Consider the following 22,024-nt stretch of genomic DNA (forward strand, 5'->3'; position numbering starts at 1 on the left):
CAATCAACTATTACCACCAGGAATACCAGGAGAACTGTGTATAGCTGGAGTTGGTTTAGCTAGAGGATATTTAAATCGTCCCCAAGCGACTGGGGAAAAATTTATAGAAATAGACATAAATGGTCAAATTGAGAGAATTTACAAAACAGGAGACTTAGCGCGTTACCTAGCAGATGGGAACATAGAATACATAGGACGCATAGATAATCAAGTTAAAATTCGGGGCTTCCGCATCGAGTTAGGAGAAATCGAAGCGGTACTCAATCAACATCCTCAAATCCAGACATCATGCGTCATCGTCCGTGAAGACAACCCCACAGAAAAACGTTTAGTTGGGTACATAGTAGCGAAAACAGAAACAACACCAGAGCTTACAAGCATTCGTCAATTCCTGGTGAATAAACTGCCGGGGTACATGATACCATCAGCCTTAGTCAGATTGGAAAATCTACCACAGACACCCAACGGCAAAATAGACCGTCGCGCCCTACCAAAACCAGAATTAGACAGCACAATAGTAGAAAAATATGTTGCTCCACGCAACCCCATAGAAGAACTGCTAACACAAACGTGGTTACAAGTGCTAAAAGTAGAATCTGTGGGTGTAAATGACAACTTCTTTGAACTGGGGGGACATTCCCTACTAGCAACACAAATAGTTTCACGTATCCGCAACATATTCCAAGTGGAACTACCATTAAATAAATTGTTTGCCGCCCCCACAGTCAGAGAACTAGCCCATATTATTACCCAATTACAACAAGACAACTTAGAACTGTCAACACCACCTCTGTCACCCAGAGCCAAAGATGCAGACTTACCAATGTCTTTTGCCCAACAGCGTTTGTGGTTCTTAGACCAATTTGAGACTAACAGTGTAGTATACAACATACCCACAGCTTTACATTTGCGAGGAAAATTGCAAATTACAGCATTAGAGCAAAGCTTACAAACAATTATTCATCGCCACGAAGCCTTACGTACTAATTTCACCAGCATTGACGGACAACCAATTCAAGTTATTAGAGAACAGAAAACAGGGAACAAGGAACAGGGAATAGTATCAATTGTTGACTTACAGCACTTACCCAAAACAGAACAAGAAATAGCTGTAGAACAATTAACGCAACAACAAAAGATGACAGGATTTGAGTTAGAAACAGAAGCGTTAATTAGAGTACAGTTAATCTTAGTGAACCAGACAGAGCAAATATTGTTAGTGTGTATGCACCACATTGTTTCCGATGGTTGGTCAATGGGTGTGTTTTTCCAAGAACTGACACAGCTATATCATGCTTATTGTCAAAATCAACCTTCACCTTTAACACCCCTACCAATTCAGTACGCTGATTTTGCAATTTGGCAAAGACAATGGTTGCAAGGGGATGTACTACAAAATCAATTAACATACTGGGAACAACAACTCAAAGACGCACCAACCTTATTATCATTACCCACAGACCGCCCCAGACCTGCTGTACAGACATTTGTAGGGGAACATTACAAATTTGCCTTACCACCAGAATTAAGCCAAAAACTGACAGAACTGAGTCGGCAAGAAGGGTGTACCCTATTTATGACCTTGTTAGCAGCTTATGATACCCTGCTTTATCGCTACACAGGACAATCAGATATTTTGGTAGGTTCACCCATTGCTAACCGAGATCGGGCTGAGATAGAAGGGTTAATTGGCTTTTTTGTCAATACTTTGGTAATGCGTAGTAATTTGGCGGGTAATCCCAGTTTTAGTGAGTTGTTAACTCGTGTGCGGGAAATGGCTTTGGGTGCTTATGCCCATCAACATTTGCCCTTTGAAATGCTAGTGGAAGCATTGCAACCAGAACGGGATTTATCCCATAGTCCACTATTCCAAGTCATGTTTAACCTGCAAAATGCTCCTGAGTCTGAGTTGGAGTTAAATGGATTAACCGTTAGTTCAGTACCATTTAAAGGTGTAGCTTCTGCATTTGATATGACCTTATTTATGCAGAATACAACTAAAGGAATGATAGGATTATGGGAATACAATACTGATTTATTTGACCATAGTACCATTGAATCTATAACAAGTCATTTTATTACTTTGCTAGAAGCAGTAGTAAATAATCCCCAAGAGCGTATTGACCAGTTGCCCATATTAACAGCAGTTGAGCGACAAAAGTTACTGATGGAGTGGAATGATACTCAAGCTGATTATCCTGTAGGTAAATGTCTCCATCAATTATTTGCACAGCAGGTAGAACTAACACCGGATGCTGTAGCGGTGGTGTTTGATGATCAACAATTAACTTATCAACAGTTAAACACCCAAGCTAATCAATTAGCCCATTATTTACAATCTCTGGGTGTGGGTGCAGAAGTTTTGGTGGGAATTTATTTAGAGCGTTCCTTATCCATGACTGTGGCACTTTTAGCCATCCTCAAAGCTGGAGGCGGTTATGTTCCCCTAGATGTTGATTATCCCCAACAACGATTAACTTACATATCCCAAGATTCACAAATTTCTGTACTGATCACACAAGAAAGTTTACTCAATTCCTTGCCAGTGGAAGGGGTGAAAGTTATTGTCTTAGATCAAGAATGGGAAGTATTCAATTCTCACAGTCCAGAAAATCCGGTCAGTGAAGTAGTAGCGGAAAACTTGGCTTGTGTATTGTATACTTCTGGTTCTACTGGCAATCCCAAAGGTGTGATGTTAACTCATGGAGCTTTGGTAAATCATAGCAGTGCCATTAGTGAAGCATTTGGTTTGACGAGTAGCGACCGTGTTTTACAATTTGCGGCTTTTGGCTTTGATGTCGCACTAGAAGAAATATTCCCCACATGGTTTAAAGGCGGAACAGTAGTATTAAGACCAACAGAAATGTTTTCTTCCTTTGCCAATTTTGCCCAGTTTATAGAACAACAACAAATAACTGTTTTAACCCTGACTTCCGCTTATTGGCATGAATGGATGGTAGCAGTATCTCAATCATACTCCACCGTACCCCAAAGTTTACGGTTATTGACTGTAGGTGGAGATACTGTTTTACCGGAAACAGTGGCAATGTGGCAGCAGTTGGTAGGGGATAGAATCACTTGTTTAAATGCCTACGGTCCGACCGAAGCCTCGGTGACAGCGATAGTCTATGATGTGCGAAATTACCAACCAGAAAAAACTAATACAGTCCTCATCGGTCGTCCTGTAGATAATACAGAAATTTACATCCTGGATTCCAATTTACAACCAGTTCCCATAGGAGTTAAGGGTGAATTGTACATTGGTGGTGAGCGTTTAGCGCGGGGTTATCTCAACCGTCCAGAATTGACACACGAGAAATTTATTCTCAATCCGTTTAAAGATGGTAAATGGTTCGACTTCGCTCACCAACCATCCCATTACCTTTATAAAACAGGGGATTTAGCACGCTATTTACCCGATGGCAATATAGAATTTATTGGACGCATTGATGATGTAGTGAAAATCCGAGGTTTCCGTGTTGCACTGGGAGAAATTGAAAGTCTCTTAGTTCAGCATCCTGATGTGATTTGTCAGGTTGTGATGGCAAGAGAAGACCAACCAGGTCATAAACAGTTGGTTGCTTATGTTGTCTCTGATAATCCATCCTTAACCCAAAATGAATTACAAAGCTTCTTGAAACAAAAGCTGCCAAATTATATGATTCCCACAGCTTTTGTGATGATGGAGGGTTTACCAGTCACGACTAATGGTAAAATAGACCGTCGCGCCCTACCTGCACCCTCCCAAGAGATTAACCTGAGCAACTTTGTGTTACCCAATACTCCCACACAAAAACTGATCGCAGATATTTGGAGCAGTGTTTTAGGAACAACACAATTAGGCATTCACAACAACTTTTTTGACATGGGGGGTAATTCTTTACGCGCTATGCAAGTGATGTCTTTATTAACAGAAACCTTGCAAATAGATTTACCCCTACGTTATTTGTTTGAAAACCCGACAGTCGCAGAACTAGCAGCCGGTTTTGATAGTTTACTCACCAGCCAGACGAATACCATTACTACCTCTAAGCTAGATTTAAAAGCAGAAGCAGTTTTAGATGCCAGTATTCAAATCCGTAAAGACGTTATATATAACGTCTCTACAGATTACAACAACAAACCTCAAGGAATCTTTTTAACGGGAGTGACGGGTTTTCTGGGTAGTCATTTACTTTATGAACTCCTGCAACAAACTGAGGAACCGATTATTTATTGTTTGATTCGTGCTACAGATATTGAAGAGGCACGACAAAAGCTAGAAAATCAACTTCAATTGTACAAACTCTGGTCAGAAGTTGACAGAAAACGTATTATTCCTGTGGTTGGAAATTTAGGGAAAAAATATTTAGGTCTTTCCACATCAGAATTTCAACAGTTAGCAAGTCAGATAGATGTTATCTATCATTGTGGTGCTTGGATTAATGTTATTTATCCCTACTCTGTTTTAAAACCTGCTAATGTGTTGGGAACGCAAGAAATCATTCGGTTAGCCAGTGAAATCAAAGTTAAACCTTTACATTACATTTCAACTACATCTGTTTTATCAGCAGCTACTCCTAATGAAGCAGGATTAATTTTAGAATCGGATCTTCTTGATCAATATCAAGTGTTAGAAAATGGCTATGTTCAAAGTAAGTGGGTAGCAGAGAAATTAGTGATGCAAGCTCGTGATTTAGGTCTACCTGTAGCTATTTATCGAGCATCAAGGATTACAGGAAGTACCAAAACAGGTATTAGTAATACAGATGATTTATTTTGCAGGTTAGTCAAGGGTTGTTTAGAAACAAGAATATTTCCTGATGTGCAGATGGAGGATAATTTGACTCCTGTGGACTATGTGAGTAAAATAATTGTTAATCTGTCAGGACAAAAGGAATCTTTAGGAAAGGCATTTCACCTAGTTAATCCTGAATCTACTACAATCAAGGATTTATTTCACTTGATTCGCTCTTTAGGATACCCTGTACAGATGATTCCTGTAGAGCAATGGCATTCAGAGATTTCACTGGAGAGTCAAATGTCTGATCCTGGTAATTTAAGAGTTTTGTCTCATATTATTCCCAAAATGGCGCTAGAGAATAGTCGCGAACCAGAGATTGACTATCAAAATACTATCAATGGTCTAGGGAATACTGATATTATGTATCCTATATTAGACCAAAATTTATTGAGGACTTATATTTCCTACTTCATAAGTAGCGGTTTTATCAATGACCAGTTAGTAACAGAGCAAATGGCATTTGGTCATAAGACTAACTAACCGTACAATGTCATGAGTCTGATAACCTCAAATTAATGGATGAAGGTACACAGGGGATCAGGGTGAAGGTTTTTTCTTACCCTTTCCCCTTTCACCTTTAACCAAGAAATATTAAATTGCTGCTTATACGTCAACTCAAAATTACAATATTGTTAAAATATGCAAGCTCAAATTTCCCGCGATCAACCTTTAAGCAATAATTATTCAGCTTTTACTCAATTTTGGAAAAATTTCCAATCTATTACCGAACCTTACTGGTATCCAAGTACATCAGGGGGAAGAGCATTTTCAGACGTGATTCGTTCATGGGGAATGCTTATTCTCTTAATAATACTTATAATTGGACTTGTTAGTTTAAATGTAGTTAGTAATTTTCTTTATCGCTACATAGTTGATATTACTATTACAGGAAAAGATGTTTCTCAGTTTTTTAATGTTGTATTGACTTATGCTATAACCCTAGCATTTGTAACAGCATTGGTAGGGTTTTCTAAGTTTGTAAGAAAGCAAATGGTACTAGAGTGGTATCAATGGCTAAATGATCACATTCTGGCAAAATATTTACATGAAAGAGCATACTATAAAATCAATTTTAAATCTGATATTGATAATCCTGATCAACGCCTCTCTCAAGAAATTGAACCTGTTATAAGTAATGCTTTGACTTTTTCAACTACCTTACTAGAAAAAATACTGGAAATCATAGCTTATATTATAATTATTTGGTCAATTTCAAAGCAAGTTGCAATTATTTTAGTAATTTATACTCTTTTGGGTAATATAGTTGCTGTCTACTTGACTCAACAAATAAATAAAATTAATCAAGAGGAACTTCAATCTAAGGCTGATTATAACTATTGTTTAACTCATGTTAGAGTTCATGCTGAATCAATAGCTTTTTTCCGGGGAGAAAAACAAGAGTCAAATATCATTGGAAAAAGATTTCAGCAGTTAATCAAGATTTCTAAACGGAGGATTGGCTGGGAAAGAAATCAAGACTTTTTTAATAGAGGATATCAAGCTGTAATCGAGGTATTTCCATTTCTAATACTCGGACCTTTATATATTACAAATCGGCTAGATTTTGGAGAAATTAGCCAAGCTTCTTTATCGGCATATCTTTTTGCTAATGCTCTAGCAGAATTAATCAATGAATTTGGCAGTTCAGGTAGGTTTTCTGTTTATGTGGAACGGTTGTCTGAGTTTTCTTCTGCTTTGGAACAAGTCGCTAAACAACCAGAAAATGCGAGTACCATCAAAACAGTAGAAGATAATCATATCACCTTTGAGAATGTAACTTTACAAACTCCCAATTATGAGAGAGTAATTGTGGAAGATTTATCACTTTCTGTACAACCGGGAGAAGGTTTATTAATTGTTGGTCCAAGTGGTAGAGGTAAAAGTTCTTTATTGAGGGCGATCGCTGGTTTGTGGAATGCAGGAACAGGTCGTTTAGTGAGGCCTCCTTTAGAAGAAGTGTTGTTTTTACCTCAACGTCCTTACATTATTTTAGGAACTTTGCGAGAACAGTTGCTTTATCCGTATACAGAACGAATAGTCAGCGATCGCGCACTCAAAGAAGTTTTAAAACAAGTTAATCTGGATAGTTTATTAAGTCGAGTAGATGGTTTTGATACTGAAGTTCCCTGGGAAAATATATTATCTTTAGGAGAACAACAACGTTTAGCATTTGCCAGATTGTTAGTTACTCAACCTGCTTTCACTATCTTAGATGAAGCTACCAGTGCTTTAGACTTAAATAATGAAGGTACTTTATATCAACAATTGCAAGCAACAAAAACAACATTTATCAGTGTCGGACATCGGGAAAGCTTATTTGATTATCATCAATGGGTTTTAGAACTTTCTCAAGATTCTAGTTGGCAACTTTTAACTGTGCATGATTATCAACGTCAGAAATTACAATCATCTGCCATCATTCCTGATGAAAAAGATGAAATTACAATAGATAATTTTGCCAATAATAAATCTCCAAATCAACCAAAAATAGCAACACCAGAAATAGCAAACCAAGTAAACCAAGCAAGTCTTATTACCGGACTTTCTCATCAAGAAATGCAGAAATTAATAGATTATTCACTGGGGACTGTGAGAACTAAAGCTAGTAAAGGTCAAACTATTACAACTCAAGATGGTTCTACCTACAGCTATAATAAAGACCCCAATGTTTTGAAATGGGTGAAAGTTTAGGGTGAAACAATTTATATCAAGTCCGGGTAATTACTGACGATATAAGTTGTTGGTTTTTGGTTAATAATTGCCTTTTCCCAATTACCAATTACCCATTACCAATTACCAGCCCCAACAGATATGATAAGTATTCAACAGGACATGATATTACAATGTTTTTGTTTTTGAGTTGTAGATTTTTTGAGGATACTTATTTTCAAAATAGGTAATAGCAACTTCACCTAATGCTTTAACTGCGGCCGCTCCCATTGCGGGTTGAACCACTGATCCAATACCAGGAATCAACCCTGCTATAATACTGCCCATATTAAACAGAAATTGTCCCCCACCCATGCCTATAATTGCTGCGGCCATTGCTCCAGCACCACTAGCAGGTATCAAATTCACATCATAAATTTGAGCAATTCTAGTAACTACAACACCCTGTACACCAGCTAAACTGGTTTGAAAGGCGATCGCACCAAGAGGAGAAATTCCTCCCGCAACTCCTGCTGTTGCTCCTGCTCCCATCATTAACCAAAGTTCATCTCTAGCTTGATCACGACAATATTTAGTCATAAAATCGGCAATTTCATCAAAAATATTTCTTGGATCATTAGGTTTTCAAACCTTTTATTGATGATATTCAGAAATTTTTAAACAAAATCTATCCCAGGGTATTGGTGGAAAGCTATTAAATTCCACGTAAGTATTCAGTAATCAGTAATCAGCTATTTTCTAGACAAAGACTGAATTACAGCGATTTTCAGGTAAATGAACCACATTTTTTAATCTCACGCAAAGACGCAAAGGCGCAAAGGAAGATAACAAGAAGGATGTGGTACAAATACATGAAAACTGCTGTAATAAGTATGCTCCCGTTTTGTCAAATTACACCAGTGTTAATGAGAGCAATTTATCAATGGACAATTGATGGTTTTATTCTTTATTGCTGACTGCTGAATGCTTACAATGCCACTTGCTCTAGCTTTTTATCAATTATTTTTTTCTCTTGTGAGAAATCCGGGTTTAGCTGTATAATATTGAGAAAAGGTGATTGGTGATTGGTGACTGGTGACTGGTGATTGGGTAAAAATAACTAATAACTACTAAATAATGACTAATATCTAATATCTAATATCTAAAATGACACCGATTGAATTATTAATTTTAGCATTTGCAGGAATTGTAGCTGGGATTTTAGCAGGTTTTTTGGGAATTGGTGGAGGTACAGTTTTAGTACCTTTATTAATTAGCTTAGGAAACGAATCTATCCAAGCAGTAGCTACCAGTAGTTTATCAATTGTCATTACCGCATCTGCTGGAAGTATTCAGAATTGGCGCATGGGTTATCTGGATATCAACAATGTTTTAAGTATGGCTTTACCAGCCTTAATAACTGCTCAAATCGGTGTTTTATTAGCTAATTTATTTCCTGAATATTTGTTATTATTTACCTTTGGATTATTATTAATTTCCAATATTTATTTAGTTGATCTGAGAAAAAAAATAGTTGCTAGAAAAAAAATAGAAGAAGAAGGAAACCAAGCTCAGGAAGTTGTAGAAGAAAATAACGAAAATAACGAAACTAATGTTCATAAAATTCAAGAGTTTTGGCATAGAATTATCACAGGTGGTACTGGCGGTTTATTAGCAGGTTTATTTGGAGTTGGTGGGGGGATAATTATGGTTCCTCTGCAAATTGTCTTACTCAATGAAAATATTAAAAAAGCTATTCAAACGAGTTTAGGAGTCATAGTCATTACCGCTATTTCTGCAACTGCTGGCCATGCTTATTCAGGTAATGTTTTGTGGTTAACTGGCGCAATTTTAGGATTTGGTGGTTTATTAGGAGTACAATTTAGTACCCGGTTTTTACCAAAATTACCAGATAAAGTAGTGAGTTTAGCTTTTAGAAGTTTGTTGGCTATTTTATCTATTTATATATTTTGGAAAGCTTGGCAAAGTTATTAAGTTTGATGTAAGCATTAAGCCGTCAGCTATCAGCCTTCAAAGCTAAAATACACACAATGAACACAAATGCACAGAGTGTAAACCTGAAAAGCTTTTAGCACTGTCACCTGTCACTTGTTATACTTAAAACTACCAAAATTTCAGGAACAGAGAAAAATGTTACCCATTGCTACTACACTAATTATCGAATATGAAGAATAATTAAGAGAAAATAGTGTTAGCAAAAATATGATGATTTTGGCTCAAAGTTTAACAATTGATTGGGTTTTAGTAAATAACTGCGTCAAGTTCGCTCTTTGGGGTGTTTTCTCCCTCTTACTTGCGGAAATAATTAGAGATAGTTATCATGCTTTGTGTCATCAAGTTACTTGGCTGGCAAAATGGCATAATAAACATCATGCAGCTTACCGTCGAGATTTAACATTAGTTTCTCAACAAGCTTACTTAGATTCCCAGTTGTATCACGACATAGTTGAGTCAATTATACTGCTAGTTTTATTAATCACAGTTGCTTTAGTTTTCAGACAATGGGGTTTATGGTTGGGTGTTGCTTATGGTGGAACTTTTTTATATGGTGCATCTTTGCGATATTTCCAAGGTACAATAGACACAGATTACAATCATTTACCAGGACCGTTAGCAGCAACTCCTTCTGTGTGGTTTGTGAATAGAACATATCATTGGCGACATCATTTTGATGATGTAAATGCTTATTATAGTGGTGTATTTTCTCTGGTGGATAAAATATTAGGAACAGGACTTTCTTTAAAAGGTAAAACCGTTGCTTTAACTGGTGCTTCTGGTGCTTTAGGAAAAGCATTAACCGCAGAATTAATCAAGCATAAAGCCAAAGTTATTGCTTTAACAACTAACCCAGATAAAATAGAGGAACAAACTGGTTTAAAAGTGATGTTTTGGGAATTGGGAAATGAAGAAGAATTAAAAGCCAACTTGCAAAAAGTTGATATTTTAATTATCAATCATGGAGTGAATGTTTATGGCGATCGCACATCCACAGCAATTCACAATTCTTATCAAGTTAACACTTTTTCCGCTTTGCGGTTAATAGATATATTTTCTGTAACTGTCACCGGATCTGATGCTAAAGCGACTAAAGAAATTTGGGTTAATACATCAGAAGCAGAAGTTTCACCAGCTTTAAGTCCTTTATATGAAATCAGCAAAAGGGCGTTAGGTGATATCATTACCCTCAAACGTTTGGATGGAGTTTGTGTAATTAGAAAATTGATTTTAGGACCCTTCAAAAGTCAACTTAATCCATTCGGTGTGATGTCAGCAAATCAAGTTGCTAAGGGAATTTTGTTTTTAGCAAAACGGGATTTTAGAAATATTATTGTCACAGTCAACCCACTAACTTATTTACTATTCCCCATCAAAGAATTTAGTACATGGTTGTACTATCGTGTTTTTAGTCAGAAGTAATAAGTAGGGTTTGCTGAAAAAGTCTTTTCGTGGAGACAGGGAACAAGGAACAGGGAACAGTTTTTTCTCGTTCCCAGTCTCTGACTGGGAATGCAATTATAGAGTCTCCGAATCTAAATTTTACTACAAAAGGGACAGTCTTTAATCATTCATTCCCATCAAAATATTTCAATACAAGATCCCCTAATTCTTTTTTCATTTTGGTTATAAACGATGAATTAGTTTAATAAGTCGAGTATCTGAGTTTTATTAATTCCGATTCAATTACAATTCTTATAGTTGAAATTGGCTAAGTAACCAAGCACAAACTTCAGATTGACTGCTTTCACGACTACGACGTAAAGCTGTTTCTAAAACTGCAATTTTTAACCCAGGTAAAACCTGTGATTCTTGAATGCGTTGACTACCTTGGTTAATCATACTATAGGCTATCACTTGGGCGTTTTGTACATCTATTACCCAATATTCACTAACACCTAATTCTTCGTAAAGACTGCGCTTTGTTCCTAAGTCATCTAATAAAGATGTTTTAGCAATTTCAATGACTAAATCTGGTGCTGGATAGTGATCTAAATTAACAATTCCTGTACCTGTGGGGATAGTTTGGGCGCGTTCTTGGAGATAATAAGCTACATCAGGTTGACAGTCTTGAATACCTTGTTTACGAAAAGTTGTGGTATCTAAACCTGTAGCTAAAATTCCTTTAATAGTGGCAAATAAAGTGACAGCAAAAATAATTATTACATGATCTTTTCCATGATCAAAACTAACTGGTGGCATTTCTAGCCTCATGTATCCTTTATAATAGTAACTTTTTCCCGGTTTATTAAGTAAGTTGGTGGTTATTTGTTCATACTCATTCCAAGAAGTATAAACCCATGTATCTGTAGGTATTTGAGTTTGTAAATTACTCATTTTCTCAGTCTCCTGAGTACATAAATATTTGTAATATCCCTAACTTTTTAGATGTATTAATCATTTCTAGGACTTACGCAAGATGTGACTGAAAGCCTTATTCTTGCGTAGGGGTAATTCATGAATTACCCCTACTTTCGTTCCCTTTTGCGTAAGTCCTGATTTCTAGAAACGATGAAAATAGAAGTCGGGGATCTGAATAAAATGTTGGGTTTCCTTGCGTCAACCCAACCGATCGCTTGACATTCAAGACAGTCGCTACTAATTAGAATTTACCTGCAAATACTCTTTCTGCTGGTCCTGTCATATATATTTTATTGTCTACTTCGGACCATTCAATTTCTAACTCTCCTCCTGGTAGTTCTATTATGGCTGTGCGATCGCATTTATCATTTAATACTCCTGCAACCAAAGACGCACAAGCACCAGTACCACAAGCTAAGGTAATTCCCGCGCCTCTTTCCCATACCCGCATTTTTAAATAATTACGGTTGACAATTTCAATAAATTCTGTATTTGTTCTTTGGGGGAAAACGGAATGATGTTCAAATTTGGGACCAATGCTTTCTAAGGGAATAGCTGCTACATCATTTACAAAGGTGATACAGTGAGGGTTTCCCATACTCACACAGGTAACATTCCAAGTATGATCCGCAACTTCTAAAGGTACATTAATTACTTTACTGTCCGTAGGTGCAAGGGTGGTAGGAATTTCCTGTGCTAATAATCGGGGTTGACCCATGTCTACTTTAACTTGTCCATCATCTGTAAGTTGAGGTGTAATTGTACCAGCTAAAGTATGAATGGTGTAGAAGTCTTTGGTGCGGGATACACCTTCCAACTCAGTCAGGAAAACCGCTAAACAGCGAATACCATTACCGCACATTTCCGGTTCTGAACCATCAGAGTTAAAAATTCTCATGGTGTAATCAGTGCCATTTTGCCCAGGAAGTGCGAAAATAACACCATCAGCACCGATACCAAAATGGCGATCGCATAATTTGACAGCTTTTTCTGGTGTAATGACCGGTGTTAACGAGGAACGATTATCAATCAAAATGAAATCATTACCTAAACCATGATACTTAGTAAATTCTATTGCCATTTTCCCCTAGATGAATTATCAAAGATAAGTTACTACTAATTTAAACATTTAAAATTGGTAACGGGTAATGGGTAATTGGTAATTGGTAATTGGTAATTGGTAATTGGTAATTGGTAATTGGTAATTGGTAATTGGGAAGAATGAATATTAATTACCCAGTCACTAGTCCCCAGTCCCCAGTCACCAGTCCCCAGTCACCAGTCACCAGTCCCCAGTCACCAGTCACCAGTCCCCAGTCACCAGTCACCAGTCCCCAGTCCCCAGTCACCAGTCCCCAGTCACCAGTCACCAGTCCCCAGTCCCCAGTCCCCAGTCCCCAGTCACCAGTCCCCAGTCACCAGTCCCCAGTCCCCAGTCACCAGTCACCAGTCACCAGTCCCCAGTCACCAGTCCCCAGTCACCTATTCCCTATTCCCTCATAAACCCACATTCCGCACCCCCCAGTGTCACAATCGGTAATTTCGGATTTTTGAATACCTTTGATGATAATTTTGATACAAAATAGTCTAAATCTTAGGTGGCGATCGCCAATCTCAAATCCCCAAATGACCATTTTTCGTTGTGTGACAGTTTAGGGTGCGGAAGGTGGGATAAAAAATGCCAGCAACAGAATTTGACACTACCCTACTTAGCATTAGACAATTACAAAATTGGATCAAGCAAAAAGCCACCGTTGAATTTAAACTGATGACTGGTGATGTCATCGTCGGTAAGGTTTTTTGGCAAGATATCAATTGTGTATCTATTGTAGATGCTAACAACGAGCAAATAAGCGTTTGGAAAATGGCGATCGCTTATATGAAAGTTCGCAGTGATGCAGTTGTAGAAAGAGATTTAAGTAAGTCGGCACAAAAAAAACAAGTTATATAACAAAATTTAAAATGCCTAAAAACCTCTTCCCTCCTGCCTTCTGCCTCCTGCCTTGCGACAACGATAAATTTCAACGCCTATCTACTTAGTTCCCAGAGAAGCTAGAGTTGAAGTTGCCAAGATCGATTCATAAGGTTAGGCGAACAACTTGATCATTGCAACTCTGTGATAGTTTCTACCTCTTCATTTTTAACACTGGGAATTGCTAAGGGTAGTTCACAAGCAGCAGTACAAAATTGTTGCAGCTGATTGAGTCTGGAAAAGCTACCGCACAGCAGCACTTGATCGCCTGTTTTCAATTCGATGTTGCCATGAGGAAAGCGGATAAACTTGCCATCTCGCCGAATTGCTTGCACTTTGACTCCATACTGTTGATCAGAGGTAAAATCTGCCAAATTTTTACCCAAAAAAGTACAGTTAGCTTGAACTGTCACCCACTGACAAGCGTTAGTTTCTCCGGGAACAGCTGCATTACCCTTAGCAAATTCTGCCAAAGCTGCTAATTCTTTACTTGCACCTACAACTAATAGGCGATCGCCAGTTTCTAACCTCACCTGACCATTAGGATAATCAATTTCTGTCCCATCAGCACGACGAATAGCCATTAAACTCACCCCGATCAGATAGCGCATATCCGCTTCTTCTAAAGTCATCCCAATTAAAGGTGACTCATCAGGTAAATCATACCAACGTCGGTTTAAATCACGGGTAACTTGCTGTAAATGTTGGGAAACTTCCGCAGCAGAACGTTCAGGACGCAAATCTAAATAATGATCCTTACGAATATCCTGCATTTTCCGTTGTACCACCTCTGGCAATAATCCCGCATCGGTAAGTAAATAGGTGGCCATTTCCAGACTCGCTTCAAATTCTGGTTGTACAACTTCCTTAGCACCCAGTTGATAAAGCACTTCAATATTTTTATCTTGGGTAGCACGGACCACTAAATCTAATTCTGGGGATATCTCCAAAGCCCGTTTCAAGCATAGACGAATACTAGCAGGATCAGGAAGAGCGATCGCCATCCCTTGAGCATGATTTACCCCAGCAGTTTCCAACACATGAAAACTCACTGCATTACCATATACATAAGGTATACCCGCTTCCCGTAACTGTTGAATCCTACTTTCAGACTGATCAATAACGACTACAGGCAAATCATGTAACTGCAATAACCGTACCAAATTTTTACCAATGCGACCATAACCACAAACCACTATATGATCTTTCCGGGGTAAGTCTTCCGCAAAATCTCGCGCTTGTTCTTCCACCAAATAAGGTTTTAACCAAGGCATGGACTCCGCAAAATTAAATAACAATGGTACTAACCGCAACACAAAGGGAGTCAACATTAAAGTAACCGCAGTCGTTCCCAAAGTTAATAAATATATTCTCCGGGAAACCAACCCCAAAGCCTGACCTTCACTAGCTAAAACAAAGGAAAATTCCCCAATTTGCGCTAAACCCAACCCTGCAATTAAAGCTGTTTTTAACGGATAGCGGAATAATTTAACCAAAGGTGTGATGATCAGGAACTTACCCAAAAACACCAAAACCACCAAACCCAATATCACATCTAGGTTTTGCCACAAAAACACCGGATCAATCAACATTCCGATCGCAGCAAAAAACAAACTCGCAAAGATATCCCGCAACGGTTCAACAATGGTTAAAGTTTCATCAGCGTATTCCACTTCAGAAATCATCAAACCCGCTACAAACGCCCCCATTTCAATAGAAAGACCCAAATATTCAGTTAGCAGGGCAATACATAAACATAACGTGACAACACCCAGCAAAAATAATTCTCTGCTTTCTGTGCGGGCTAATAATCGCAACAACGGCGGAATTAACCAAATACCAGCAACCACCGCACCCGCAGCAAATAAACCAATGCGTACCAAAGCTGTAAAGACTGCTAAACCAATCGCTTCCCCTGGTTCATGGAGTGCGGGTAATACAGCCAGCATCAATCCCAATGCTAAGTCCTGAACAACGAGAATACCCAGCATGACCTGGCCGTGGGGGGTTTCTGTCTCGTTGCGTTCCATCAAACATTTGAGAACTACCGCAGTAGAAGACAGGGAGAGAATTGATCCTAAAAATACACCTTTAGCAGGTAATGTTCCCCAAGTACCTGTAACACCACAAACTAATACAGTGATAAGAATAGTGAGAAGAATTTGTAATCCTCCACCGCCCAAAGCTATAGCTTTAACCTTTTTCAGTTCTGCTAGGGAAAATTCAACTCCTAAAGCAAAGAGTAAAAAAGCTACACCAAATTGCGCCAAGGTTTCAACTTGGACAACTTCTTTAATTAATCCCAGTCCTGCTGGTCCAACTATCATCCCCCCGATGAGATATCCCAGCAAAACGGGTTGTTTTAACAATGCGGCCAGTAGTCCACCACAAGCAGCGACAGCGAACACCGAAACCAAATCAACAATTAACCGAAAGTCCTCTTGCACCAGCTTTAATAAGAAATATAAAGTTTATTAATTTTAGTCTACAGAGTTTTTACTTTTTGGGGAAAGGGTGGAAGGGGAGGAATTTTTGTTTAGGCTCACGCAGAGTCGCAGAGTCGCAGAAAGTTGATAAGAGCTTTAGTTTATTTATGAGAAAGGGGAAAAAGTTTTGCTGCTTGTTTATTGAGAATGGAGAAGGTTTATTCTCAATAATCTTGAGAATGATATAATCAGATATTGATAACAATTAAAGAAGACGGTGTACCAATAGGTTCTCAAAATCACGGTCAACCTCAGTAATCTCCGCTTGACGAGTACCATTGTCACCATGAGTTAAACATACCTTTAAATAACTATCTGGTAGATATGGCATTCTTTCCGCCCATTCAATAGCCACAATACCAGGTGTTACTTCTATACCTTCCCAATAGCTTTCTAAATTTAAGCCTGTCACCTCTTGAGGTTCTAAACGATACAAATCTAAGTGATAAAGAGGGATGCGTCCTTCTGTGTATTCATTAATCAGGGTAAAAGTAGGACTAACAATAGATTCAGTGATACCTAAACCCTGACCAATACCTTGAACTAAGGTAGTTTTACCCGCACCCAAGTCACCTTCTAATAAAATCACACTACCAGCAGTTAGGTTTTTCCCCAAATTAATACCTAGTTGCTGTGTGGCTTTTGTATCAGGAAGAAAGATTGTAGTCATTGGTAATTGGTAATTGGTAATTGGTAATGGGGAAAAATAAAATTGATTACCCAGTACCCAGTCCCCAGTCCCCAGTCCCCATTACTTCCCATGTTGCGCTCCACTGTACCATTTCAATAACACCTTAGCTAGTTTTCGGGGATCGTGGCGGACAAAACCAGTTTCATCTTCGTGTAAAACGTTAGCGGGGACTAAGCGCCGTCCTAACTGAGTAACTGCTTCTCTGTCTAGGAAAACGGGATGGGAATTTTGTTGGGCGTAACGGATTAATGCTTGGGCTGATGGGGTTTTGCGATGTACGAGTACAGCATCAAAAAGTTTTCTGTCACCAGCAGCTTTATCAATGGCTTGGATATGTTCAGCAACGGTATAGCCCTCTGTTTCTCCCGGTTGGGTCATAATATTGCAAATATAAATGCGGGGAATTTTTATAGCCGCGATCGCATCGGCTATTTCTGGTACTAATAAATTGGGAATTAAGCTAGTATACAAACTACCAGGACCAATAATAATGTAATCAGCATCTTTAATTGCCTTAATTGCTGCGGGTAAAGCGGGAGGATTTTCGGGAATACAGCCAATTTTAATGATTTTTCCGCCGGCTTTGGGAATACTAGACTCACCTTCAATTCTGCGCCCATCTGCCATTTCTGCCCACAGACGTACATCACTAAGAGTTGCTGGTAAAACTTGTCCCCTCACAGCTAACACCTTGGAACTAGCAGCAACAGCCCTTTCTAAGTCCCCAGTAATATCAGTCATGGCAGTTAAAAACAAGTTACCAAAACTGTGACCTGTTAAACCATCCCCAGCGCGAAAACGATATTGGAATAATTCAGTTAATAACTTTTCTTCATCTGCTAATGCAGCTAAACAATTGCGAATATCCCCAGGAGGTAAAACGCCAAATTCCTGCCGCAACCTGCCAGAAGAACCACCATCATCAGCGACTGTGACAATAGCAGTAATATTAGCACTATAGGTTTTTAAGCCCCGGAGTAAAGTAGAAAGTCCAGTACCGCCACCAATAACTACAATTTTTGGACCCCGGTATAAACGACGATGTGCCAATAGAACATCTATCAGTTCTTCTTCATCACCTTGAGGTCTTAAAACCTCTGTAATTGAACCTACAGTACGGGATTGTCCCCACAATAACAACAGCACACCCAGCAGCAACACCAAAGGTCCGCTGACATAGTTGGGTAAGATGTTGGTGAGGAAACCCAACAAACCTTTAAGAAATTCCAATGTCCAAAAAATTGGGGTTAGCTTAATCCAAATAGCTAACCCCAAACTTGCCAATAAGAAACCTCCTACACTGACTAGAAACCAGCGTTTTACTGATATTCCAGGGGATAACCACTTAAACCACTGGTTAACGCGGTGGGAAGTGCGGCTGTGTGACTGAAGTTGTATGGCGTTGAGGGCTTGTTTAAGAAAACCGATTGACATACCTAATAGGGAACTGTGGTAGAAACAATATTTAAAAGCAAATGTACACTAACAGGGACTGGTGACTGGTGACTGGTGACTGGTGACTGGTGACTGGTGACTGGTGACTGGTGACTGGTGACTGGTGACTGGTGACTGGTGACTGGTGACTGGTGACTGGTGACTGGTGAAAAATATTTACCTCCTGCCTTCTGCCTTCTGCCTTCTGCCTCCTGCCTTCTGCCTTCTGACTCCTGACTCCTGCCTCCTGACTCCTGACTCCTGACTCCTGACTCCTGACTTCTGCCTCCTGAAAGTGCTTATTTCTTCATGATTGGCGATCGCTAACCGGAAAGTGCAGATTAAGTATAGTAGGAGTCGGGTGTTAGAAATCGAGAATCATAGTTAATTTGATGGAAATTTAGAGAAAATTAGCCAAAATTTTATGGAAAAACGAATTTTAGGATTAGATCCAGGTTTAGCTATTGTGGGATTTGGTGCAATTACGTTACAGCAAACTCAAGGTAAAGTACAAGACTTTTCTGTAAAGATGCTAGATTTTGGTGTAATTCGCACGTCTTCAGATATGGAAATGAGTCAGCGACTAGCTACTTTATTTGATGATTTAAACACCCTAATGGACGATTTACAACCGGATTTAGTGGCAATTGAAAAATTATTCTTCTATCGTATGGCCAACACTATTTTAGTGGCACAGGCTAGGGGTGTATTAATGTTGGTTTTGGGGCAGCGCAAACTTCCTTATGTAGAGTTTGCCCCTCCGCAAATTAAGCAAGCGTTAACAAATTATGGTAAAGCAGATAAGGAAGAAGTCCAGGAAGCGGTGATGCGGGAGTTAGATTTAGAGGAAATGCCTAAGCCTGATGATGCAGCAGATGCTTTGGCGGTGGCTTTGACTGCTGCGTTTCAGTTGTAATCATTTCCGTTTGACTAAGTTTGATTAATGAGTATATCTGTTAGGGCAGGAAATAGGGAATAGGAAATAGGAAATAGGGGAAGGAAAAAAATTATTTTCAGTAATTAGCTGAAGATGATATCAATGGCGATAAAATTTACATTGATTGATATAGCTGTAGCCAGGGTAATTAGAACATTATCAATGATGGAAACCTAGAAATAACAAGGATTTCACTAAGGATTTCACTATTGCCTTTTGCCTTTTGCCTCTTGCCTGCTGCTATAAAGAGTGATAACCATAGATAAAAGTACATGAATTACTGGCTATTTCAAGGCAACCCCAAATATTACAAAGTTGTAGAAGCTATTCAAGGCTTTGAGCAAATGCCCTGGTTAGTGACTCGCTACGCTAAAGATATCGCTATAGGTGATGGTGTGATCATTTGGGTATCTGGTACACAAGCGGGAATTTATGCCATAGCAGAAATAACTGAATCTGCCAAATTTATCACCGAAATACCAGATAAAAAATATTGGTCTGATTCTACCCGTGCTTTGGGTAAGCAACAAGCAATAATTCGCTTTACAAATAAACTCATAGAACGCCCTTTATTAAAAACCAGTTTACAACAAGATCCTATTCTTAAAAGTTTGCTGGTAATTCGCGCTCCTAACTCCACTAATTTTAAAGTCACTTCCGAAGAATGGTTAAGAGTGCAGGAATTAATTTAATAATTCAGGAGTTCAGGAGTCAGAATATTGGTATGAATTATCAAGTGAAAAACCCAAAATTACCCACCCAAGCCATAGCCGCTAAAATCTTCCACTCTATTAATATCATTAGCCTGTTTTTAATGATTACCAGTGGATTACAAATTTACAACGCTAACCCCGTTTTTGGTGGCCGTGCAGGTTTACATATTCCCCCCATTTTTACTTTAGGTGCTTGGTTAGCAGGAGGTAGACACTGGCATTTTGCAGCTATGTGGCTTTTTTCACTCAATTTTTTATTTTATGGAATTTACATTTTAATTACCCGACGTTGGCAACATAGATTTGTCGGCAGTAATGACATCAAAGCATTACAAAAAACGCAAAATCCTAAGCGTTTAACTTATGCTTGGCATCGGATTATTTACACATCTATTATTCCCATATTAATGTTAGCAATATTAACAGGAATCGGAATGTATAAACCTGCCCAATTTCCCTGGATAGTTGATATGTTTGGAGATTGGCAAGCATTAAGAATCGTACATTTTGCTTCTGTGCCATTGGTGGTAATATTTGTAATTATTCATTGGCGATTAGGACAGAAAGCGGGAGGAGATAAACTAATAGAATCGATGTTTTGGTAATTTTGGAATTAATAATTTAACGCAGATAAACGCAGATAAACACGGGAGCATCCCAATTTTGAAAAAATAACCCCAGCAACATTAAAAAATCTCTTAAAATCTCTTACCTTTGTGTCCTTTGTGTCCTTTGTGTCCTTTGCGCCCTTTGCGGTTCAATCATATCAGAACCTTGGAACGTTTTATTTCGTTAGTTCAACATAAATTTACACATTTGGGATACTCCCGATGAACACAGATAGTTTTTTAATTAGGGGAAGTTATTAAATCATGAATCATACTCATAAAAAACACCTAATTCATATAGTGAAACCTCGATTTAACCGCCGTAAGTTTTTACAAATATCAGGAATTTATGGCATAGGTGGTTTACTTAGTGGTTGTGGTACACCAGCATTAGAAGACTTGGTAGGTAAACTTTCAGAACCCTTAAATCAAAAAGTTGAAGAATTGATATTTCAACCCCAGAAACTTGTACCAGAATTTGCTGCTAGTGAAATTCAACCAGCAGCTTTAATCATTAATAGTTTTCGTGGTACACCTATTATTGATGTTGATACATTTCGGTTAATTATTGATGGTGAAGTAAATAATCCCCTGAGTTTAAGTATGGCAGAAATTCAAAATTTACCTTTAACTTCTATGATTATTCGTCATGTATGTGTTGAAGGTTGGGCAGCAATTGTACAATGGGGAGGTATTCGTTTACGTGATTTAATCGCTTTAGCTCAACCCCAAGAAAATGTGAAGTATGCTTATTTTAAATCAGCAGATGGTTATTATGAAAGTTGGGATTTAGCTTCTGCTACCCATCCCCAAACTTTGTTAGCTTATCAAAAAAATGGGGAAAAGTTGCCTATTGAAAATGGCGCACCTTTGCGTTTAGCTTCTCCTATTAAATTAGGTTATAAACAAAGTAAATGGGTGACAAGAGTGACTTTAACTAGCCAGTTATCAGCTTTTAAAGGTTATTGGGAAGATCAGGGTTATGAATGGTTTGCGGGATTGTGAACACATATTAAGATTATTGACACTCTCCTGCCTGAAGCCACGGAGATTCTTGGTTCAATGAGTCCACTTAGATTAGATCCCTTGCGGTGTCTAACAAGCGGGGTGGTTCTCTCCCCAAGCGTTAACTTAGGGAATGCCCTTCCCTAGTTGGATTACTCCAAATTTTGTTTGAGTTTAAATTCTGTGTCGTGTTTCGACTACTTCGACTTACTTCGACTTACTTCGACTGCGCCCTTCGACACCGCCCTTCGACACCGCCCTTCGACACCGCCCTTCGACACCGCCCTTCGACACCGCCCTTCGACACCGCCCTTCGACACCGCCCTTCGACACCGCCCTTCGACACCGCCCTTCGACACCGCCCTTCGA

16 protein-coding genes are annotated in these 22,024 nt (G+C 38.7%); 10 read left to right on the forward strand and 6 right to left on the reverse strand.

Annotated features, from left to right (window positions below):
* Both H6F45_RS24220 and H6F45_RS24225 read left to right on the forward strand, forming a co-directional pair.
* On the forward strand, positions 1-5,263 hold a 5,263-nt coding region (locus H6F45_RS24220; protein ID WP_190348623.1), incomplete at its 5' end, for a non-ribosomal peptide synthetase.
* Between the two features lie 159 nt (positions 5,264-5,422).
* On the forward strand, positions 5,423-7,474 hold the full coding sequence (locus H6F45_RS24225; protein WP_137668540.1) for an ATP-binding cassette domain-containing protein: 2,052 nt from the start codon (positions 5,423-5,425) through the stop codon (positions 7,472-7,474).
* A 147-nt stretch (positions 7,475-7,621) separates the two neighbouring features.
* Here H6F45_RS24225 and H6F45_RS24230 read toward each other — a convergent pair whose 3' ends face one another.
* Positions 7,622-8,032, reverse strand: a complete 411-nt coding sequence (locus H6F45_RS24230; protein WP_096571788.1) for a hypothetical protein — start codon at positions 8,030-8,032, stop codon at positions 7,622-7,624.
* A 567-nt stretch (positions 8,033-8,599) separates the two neighbouring features.
* Here H6F45_RS24230 and H6F45_RS24235 point away from each other — a divergent pair.
* Together H6F45_RS24235 and H6F45_RS24240 are read left to right on the forward strand one after the other, a co-directional pair.
* Positions 8,600-9,427 (forward strand): sulfite exporter TauE/SafE family protein, encoded by an 828-nt coding sequence (locus tag H6F45_RS24235; RefSeq protein ID WP_190348624.1) that lies wholly within the window; start codon positions 8,600-8,602, stop codon positions 9,425-9,427.
* Between the two features lie 231 nt (positions 9,428-9,658).
* A complete protein-coding gene (locus tag H6F45_RS24240; protein WP_137668544.1) occupies positions 9,659-10,870 on the forward strand; it encodes a bifunctional sterol desaturase/short chain dehydrogenase in 1,212 nt (403 codons plus the stop codon).
* A 273-nt stretch (positions 10,871-11,143) separates the two neighbouring features.
* Here the strand turns inward: H6F45_RS24240 and H6F45_RS24245 are convergent, their stop codons facing one another.
* A complete protein-coding gene (locus H6F45_RS24245; protein WP_137668542.1) occupies positions 11,144-11,785 on the reverse strand; it encodes a Uma2 family endonuclease in 642 nt (213 codons plus the stop codon).
* 265 nt (positions 11,786-12,050) lie between these two features.
* Positions 12,051-12,890, reverse strand: a complete 840-nt coding sequence (gene dapF, locus H6F45_RS24250) for a diaminopimelate epimerase (protein WP_137668543.1) — start codon at positions 12,888-12,890, stop codon at positions 12,051-12,053.
* Positions 12,891-13,021: 131 nt separating this feature from the next.
* Between dapF and H6F45_RS24255 the strand changes: the two genes are divergently transcribed.
* Both H6F45_RS24255 and H6F45_RS24260 read left to right on the forward strand, forming a co-directional pair.
* Positions 13,022-13,312, forward strand: a complete 291-nt coding sequence (locus tag H6F45_RS24255; protein WP_190348625.1) for a hypothetical protein — start codon at positions 13,022-13,024, stop codon at positions 13,310-13,312.
* Positions 13,313-13,487: 175 nt separating this feature from the next.
* Positions 13,488-13,760, forward strand: a complete 273-nt coding sequence (locus H6F45_RS24260; RefSeq protein WP_190348626.1) for a hypothetical protein — start codon at positions 13,488-13,490, stop codon at positions 13,758-13,760.
* Positions 13,761-13,912: 152 nt separating this feature from the next.
* Here H6F45_RS24260 and H6F45_RS24265 read toward each other — a convergent pair whose 3' ends face one another.
* The 3 genes from H6F45_RS24265 to H6F45_RS24275 form a co-directional block, all read right to left on the reverse strand.
* A complete protein-coding gene (locus H6F45_RS24265) occupies positions 13,913-16,228 on the reverse strand; it encodes a cation:proton antiporter (protein WP_190348627.1) in 2,316 nt (771 codons plus the stop codon).
* Positions 16,229-16,472: 244 nt separating this feature from the next.
* Positions 16,473-16,937: a tRNA (adenosine(37)-N6)-threonylcarbamoyltransferase complex ATPase subunit type 1 TsaE gene (tsaE, locus tag H6F45_RS24270; RefSeq protein ID WP_190348628.1), complete on the reverse strand. Its 465-nt coding sequence runs from the start codon at positions 16,935-16,937 to the stop codon at positions 16,473-16,475.
* A gap of 81 nt (positions 16,938-17,018) precedes the next feature.
* Complete coding sequence (locus H6F45_RS24275; protein ID WP_190348629.1) at positions 17,019-18,392, reverse strand: gluconeogenesis factor YvcK family protein; 1,374 nt, start codon at positions 18,390-18,392, stop codon at positions 17,019-17,021.
* Positions 18,393-18,816: 424 nt separating this feature from the next.
* On the opposite strand from H6F45_RS24275, the gene ruvC reads away from it, so the two are divergent.
* From ruvC to H6F45_RS24295, 4 genes are all read left to right on the forward strand, one after another.
* Entirely contained in the window at positions 18,817-19,308 is a 492-nt protein-coding gene (ruvC, locus tag H6F45_RS24280) for a crossover junction endodeoxyribonuclease RuvC (protein WP_096571797.1), read from the forward strand.
* A gap of 293 nt (positions 19,309-19,601) precedes the next feature.
* Positions 19,602-20,021, forward strand: a complete 420-nt coding sequence (locus H6F45_RS24285; protein WP_137666618.1) for an EVE domain-containing protein — start codon at positions 19,602-19,604, stop codon at positions 20,019-20,021.
* Between the two features lie 32 nt (positions 20,022-20,053).
* Positions 20,054-20,647: a cytochrome b/b6 domain-containing protein gene (locus tag H6F45_RS24290; protein ID WP_190348631.1), complete on the forward strand. Its 594-nt coding sequence runs from the start codon at positions 20,054-20,056 to the stop codon at positions 20,645-20,647.
* Between the two features lie 267 nt (positions 20,648-20,914).
* Positions 20,915-21,655: a molybdopterin-dependent oxidoreductase gene (locus tag H6F45_RS24295; RefSeq protein ID WP_190348630.1), complete on the forward strand. Its 741-nt coding sequence runs from the start codon at positions 20,915-20,917 to the stop codon at positions 21,653-21,655.
* Positions 21,656-22,024: the final 369 nt, after the last annotated feature.

Source organism: Sphaerospermopsis sp. FACHB-1194, assembly GCF_014696235.1.
Classification (GTDB): Bacteria; Cyanobacteriota; Cyanobacteriia; order Cyanobacteriales; family Nostocaceae; genus Sphaerospermopsis; species Sphaerospermopsis kisseleviana.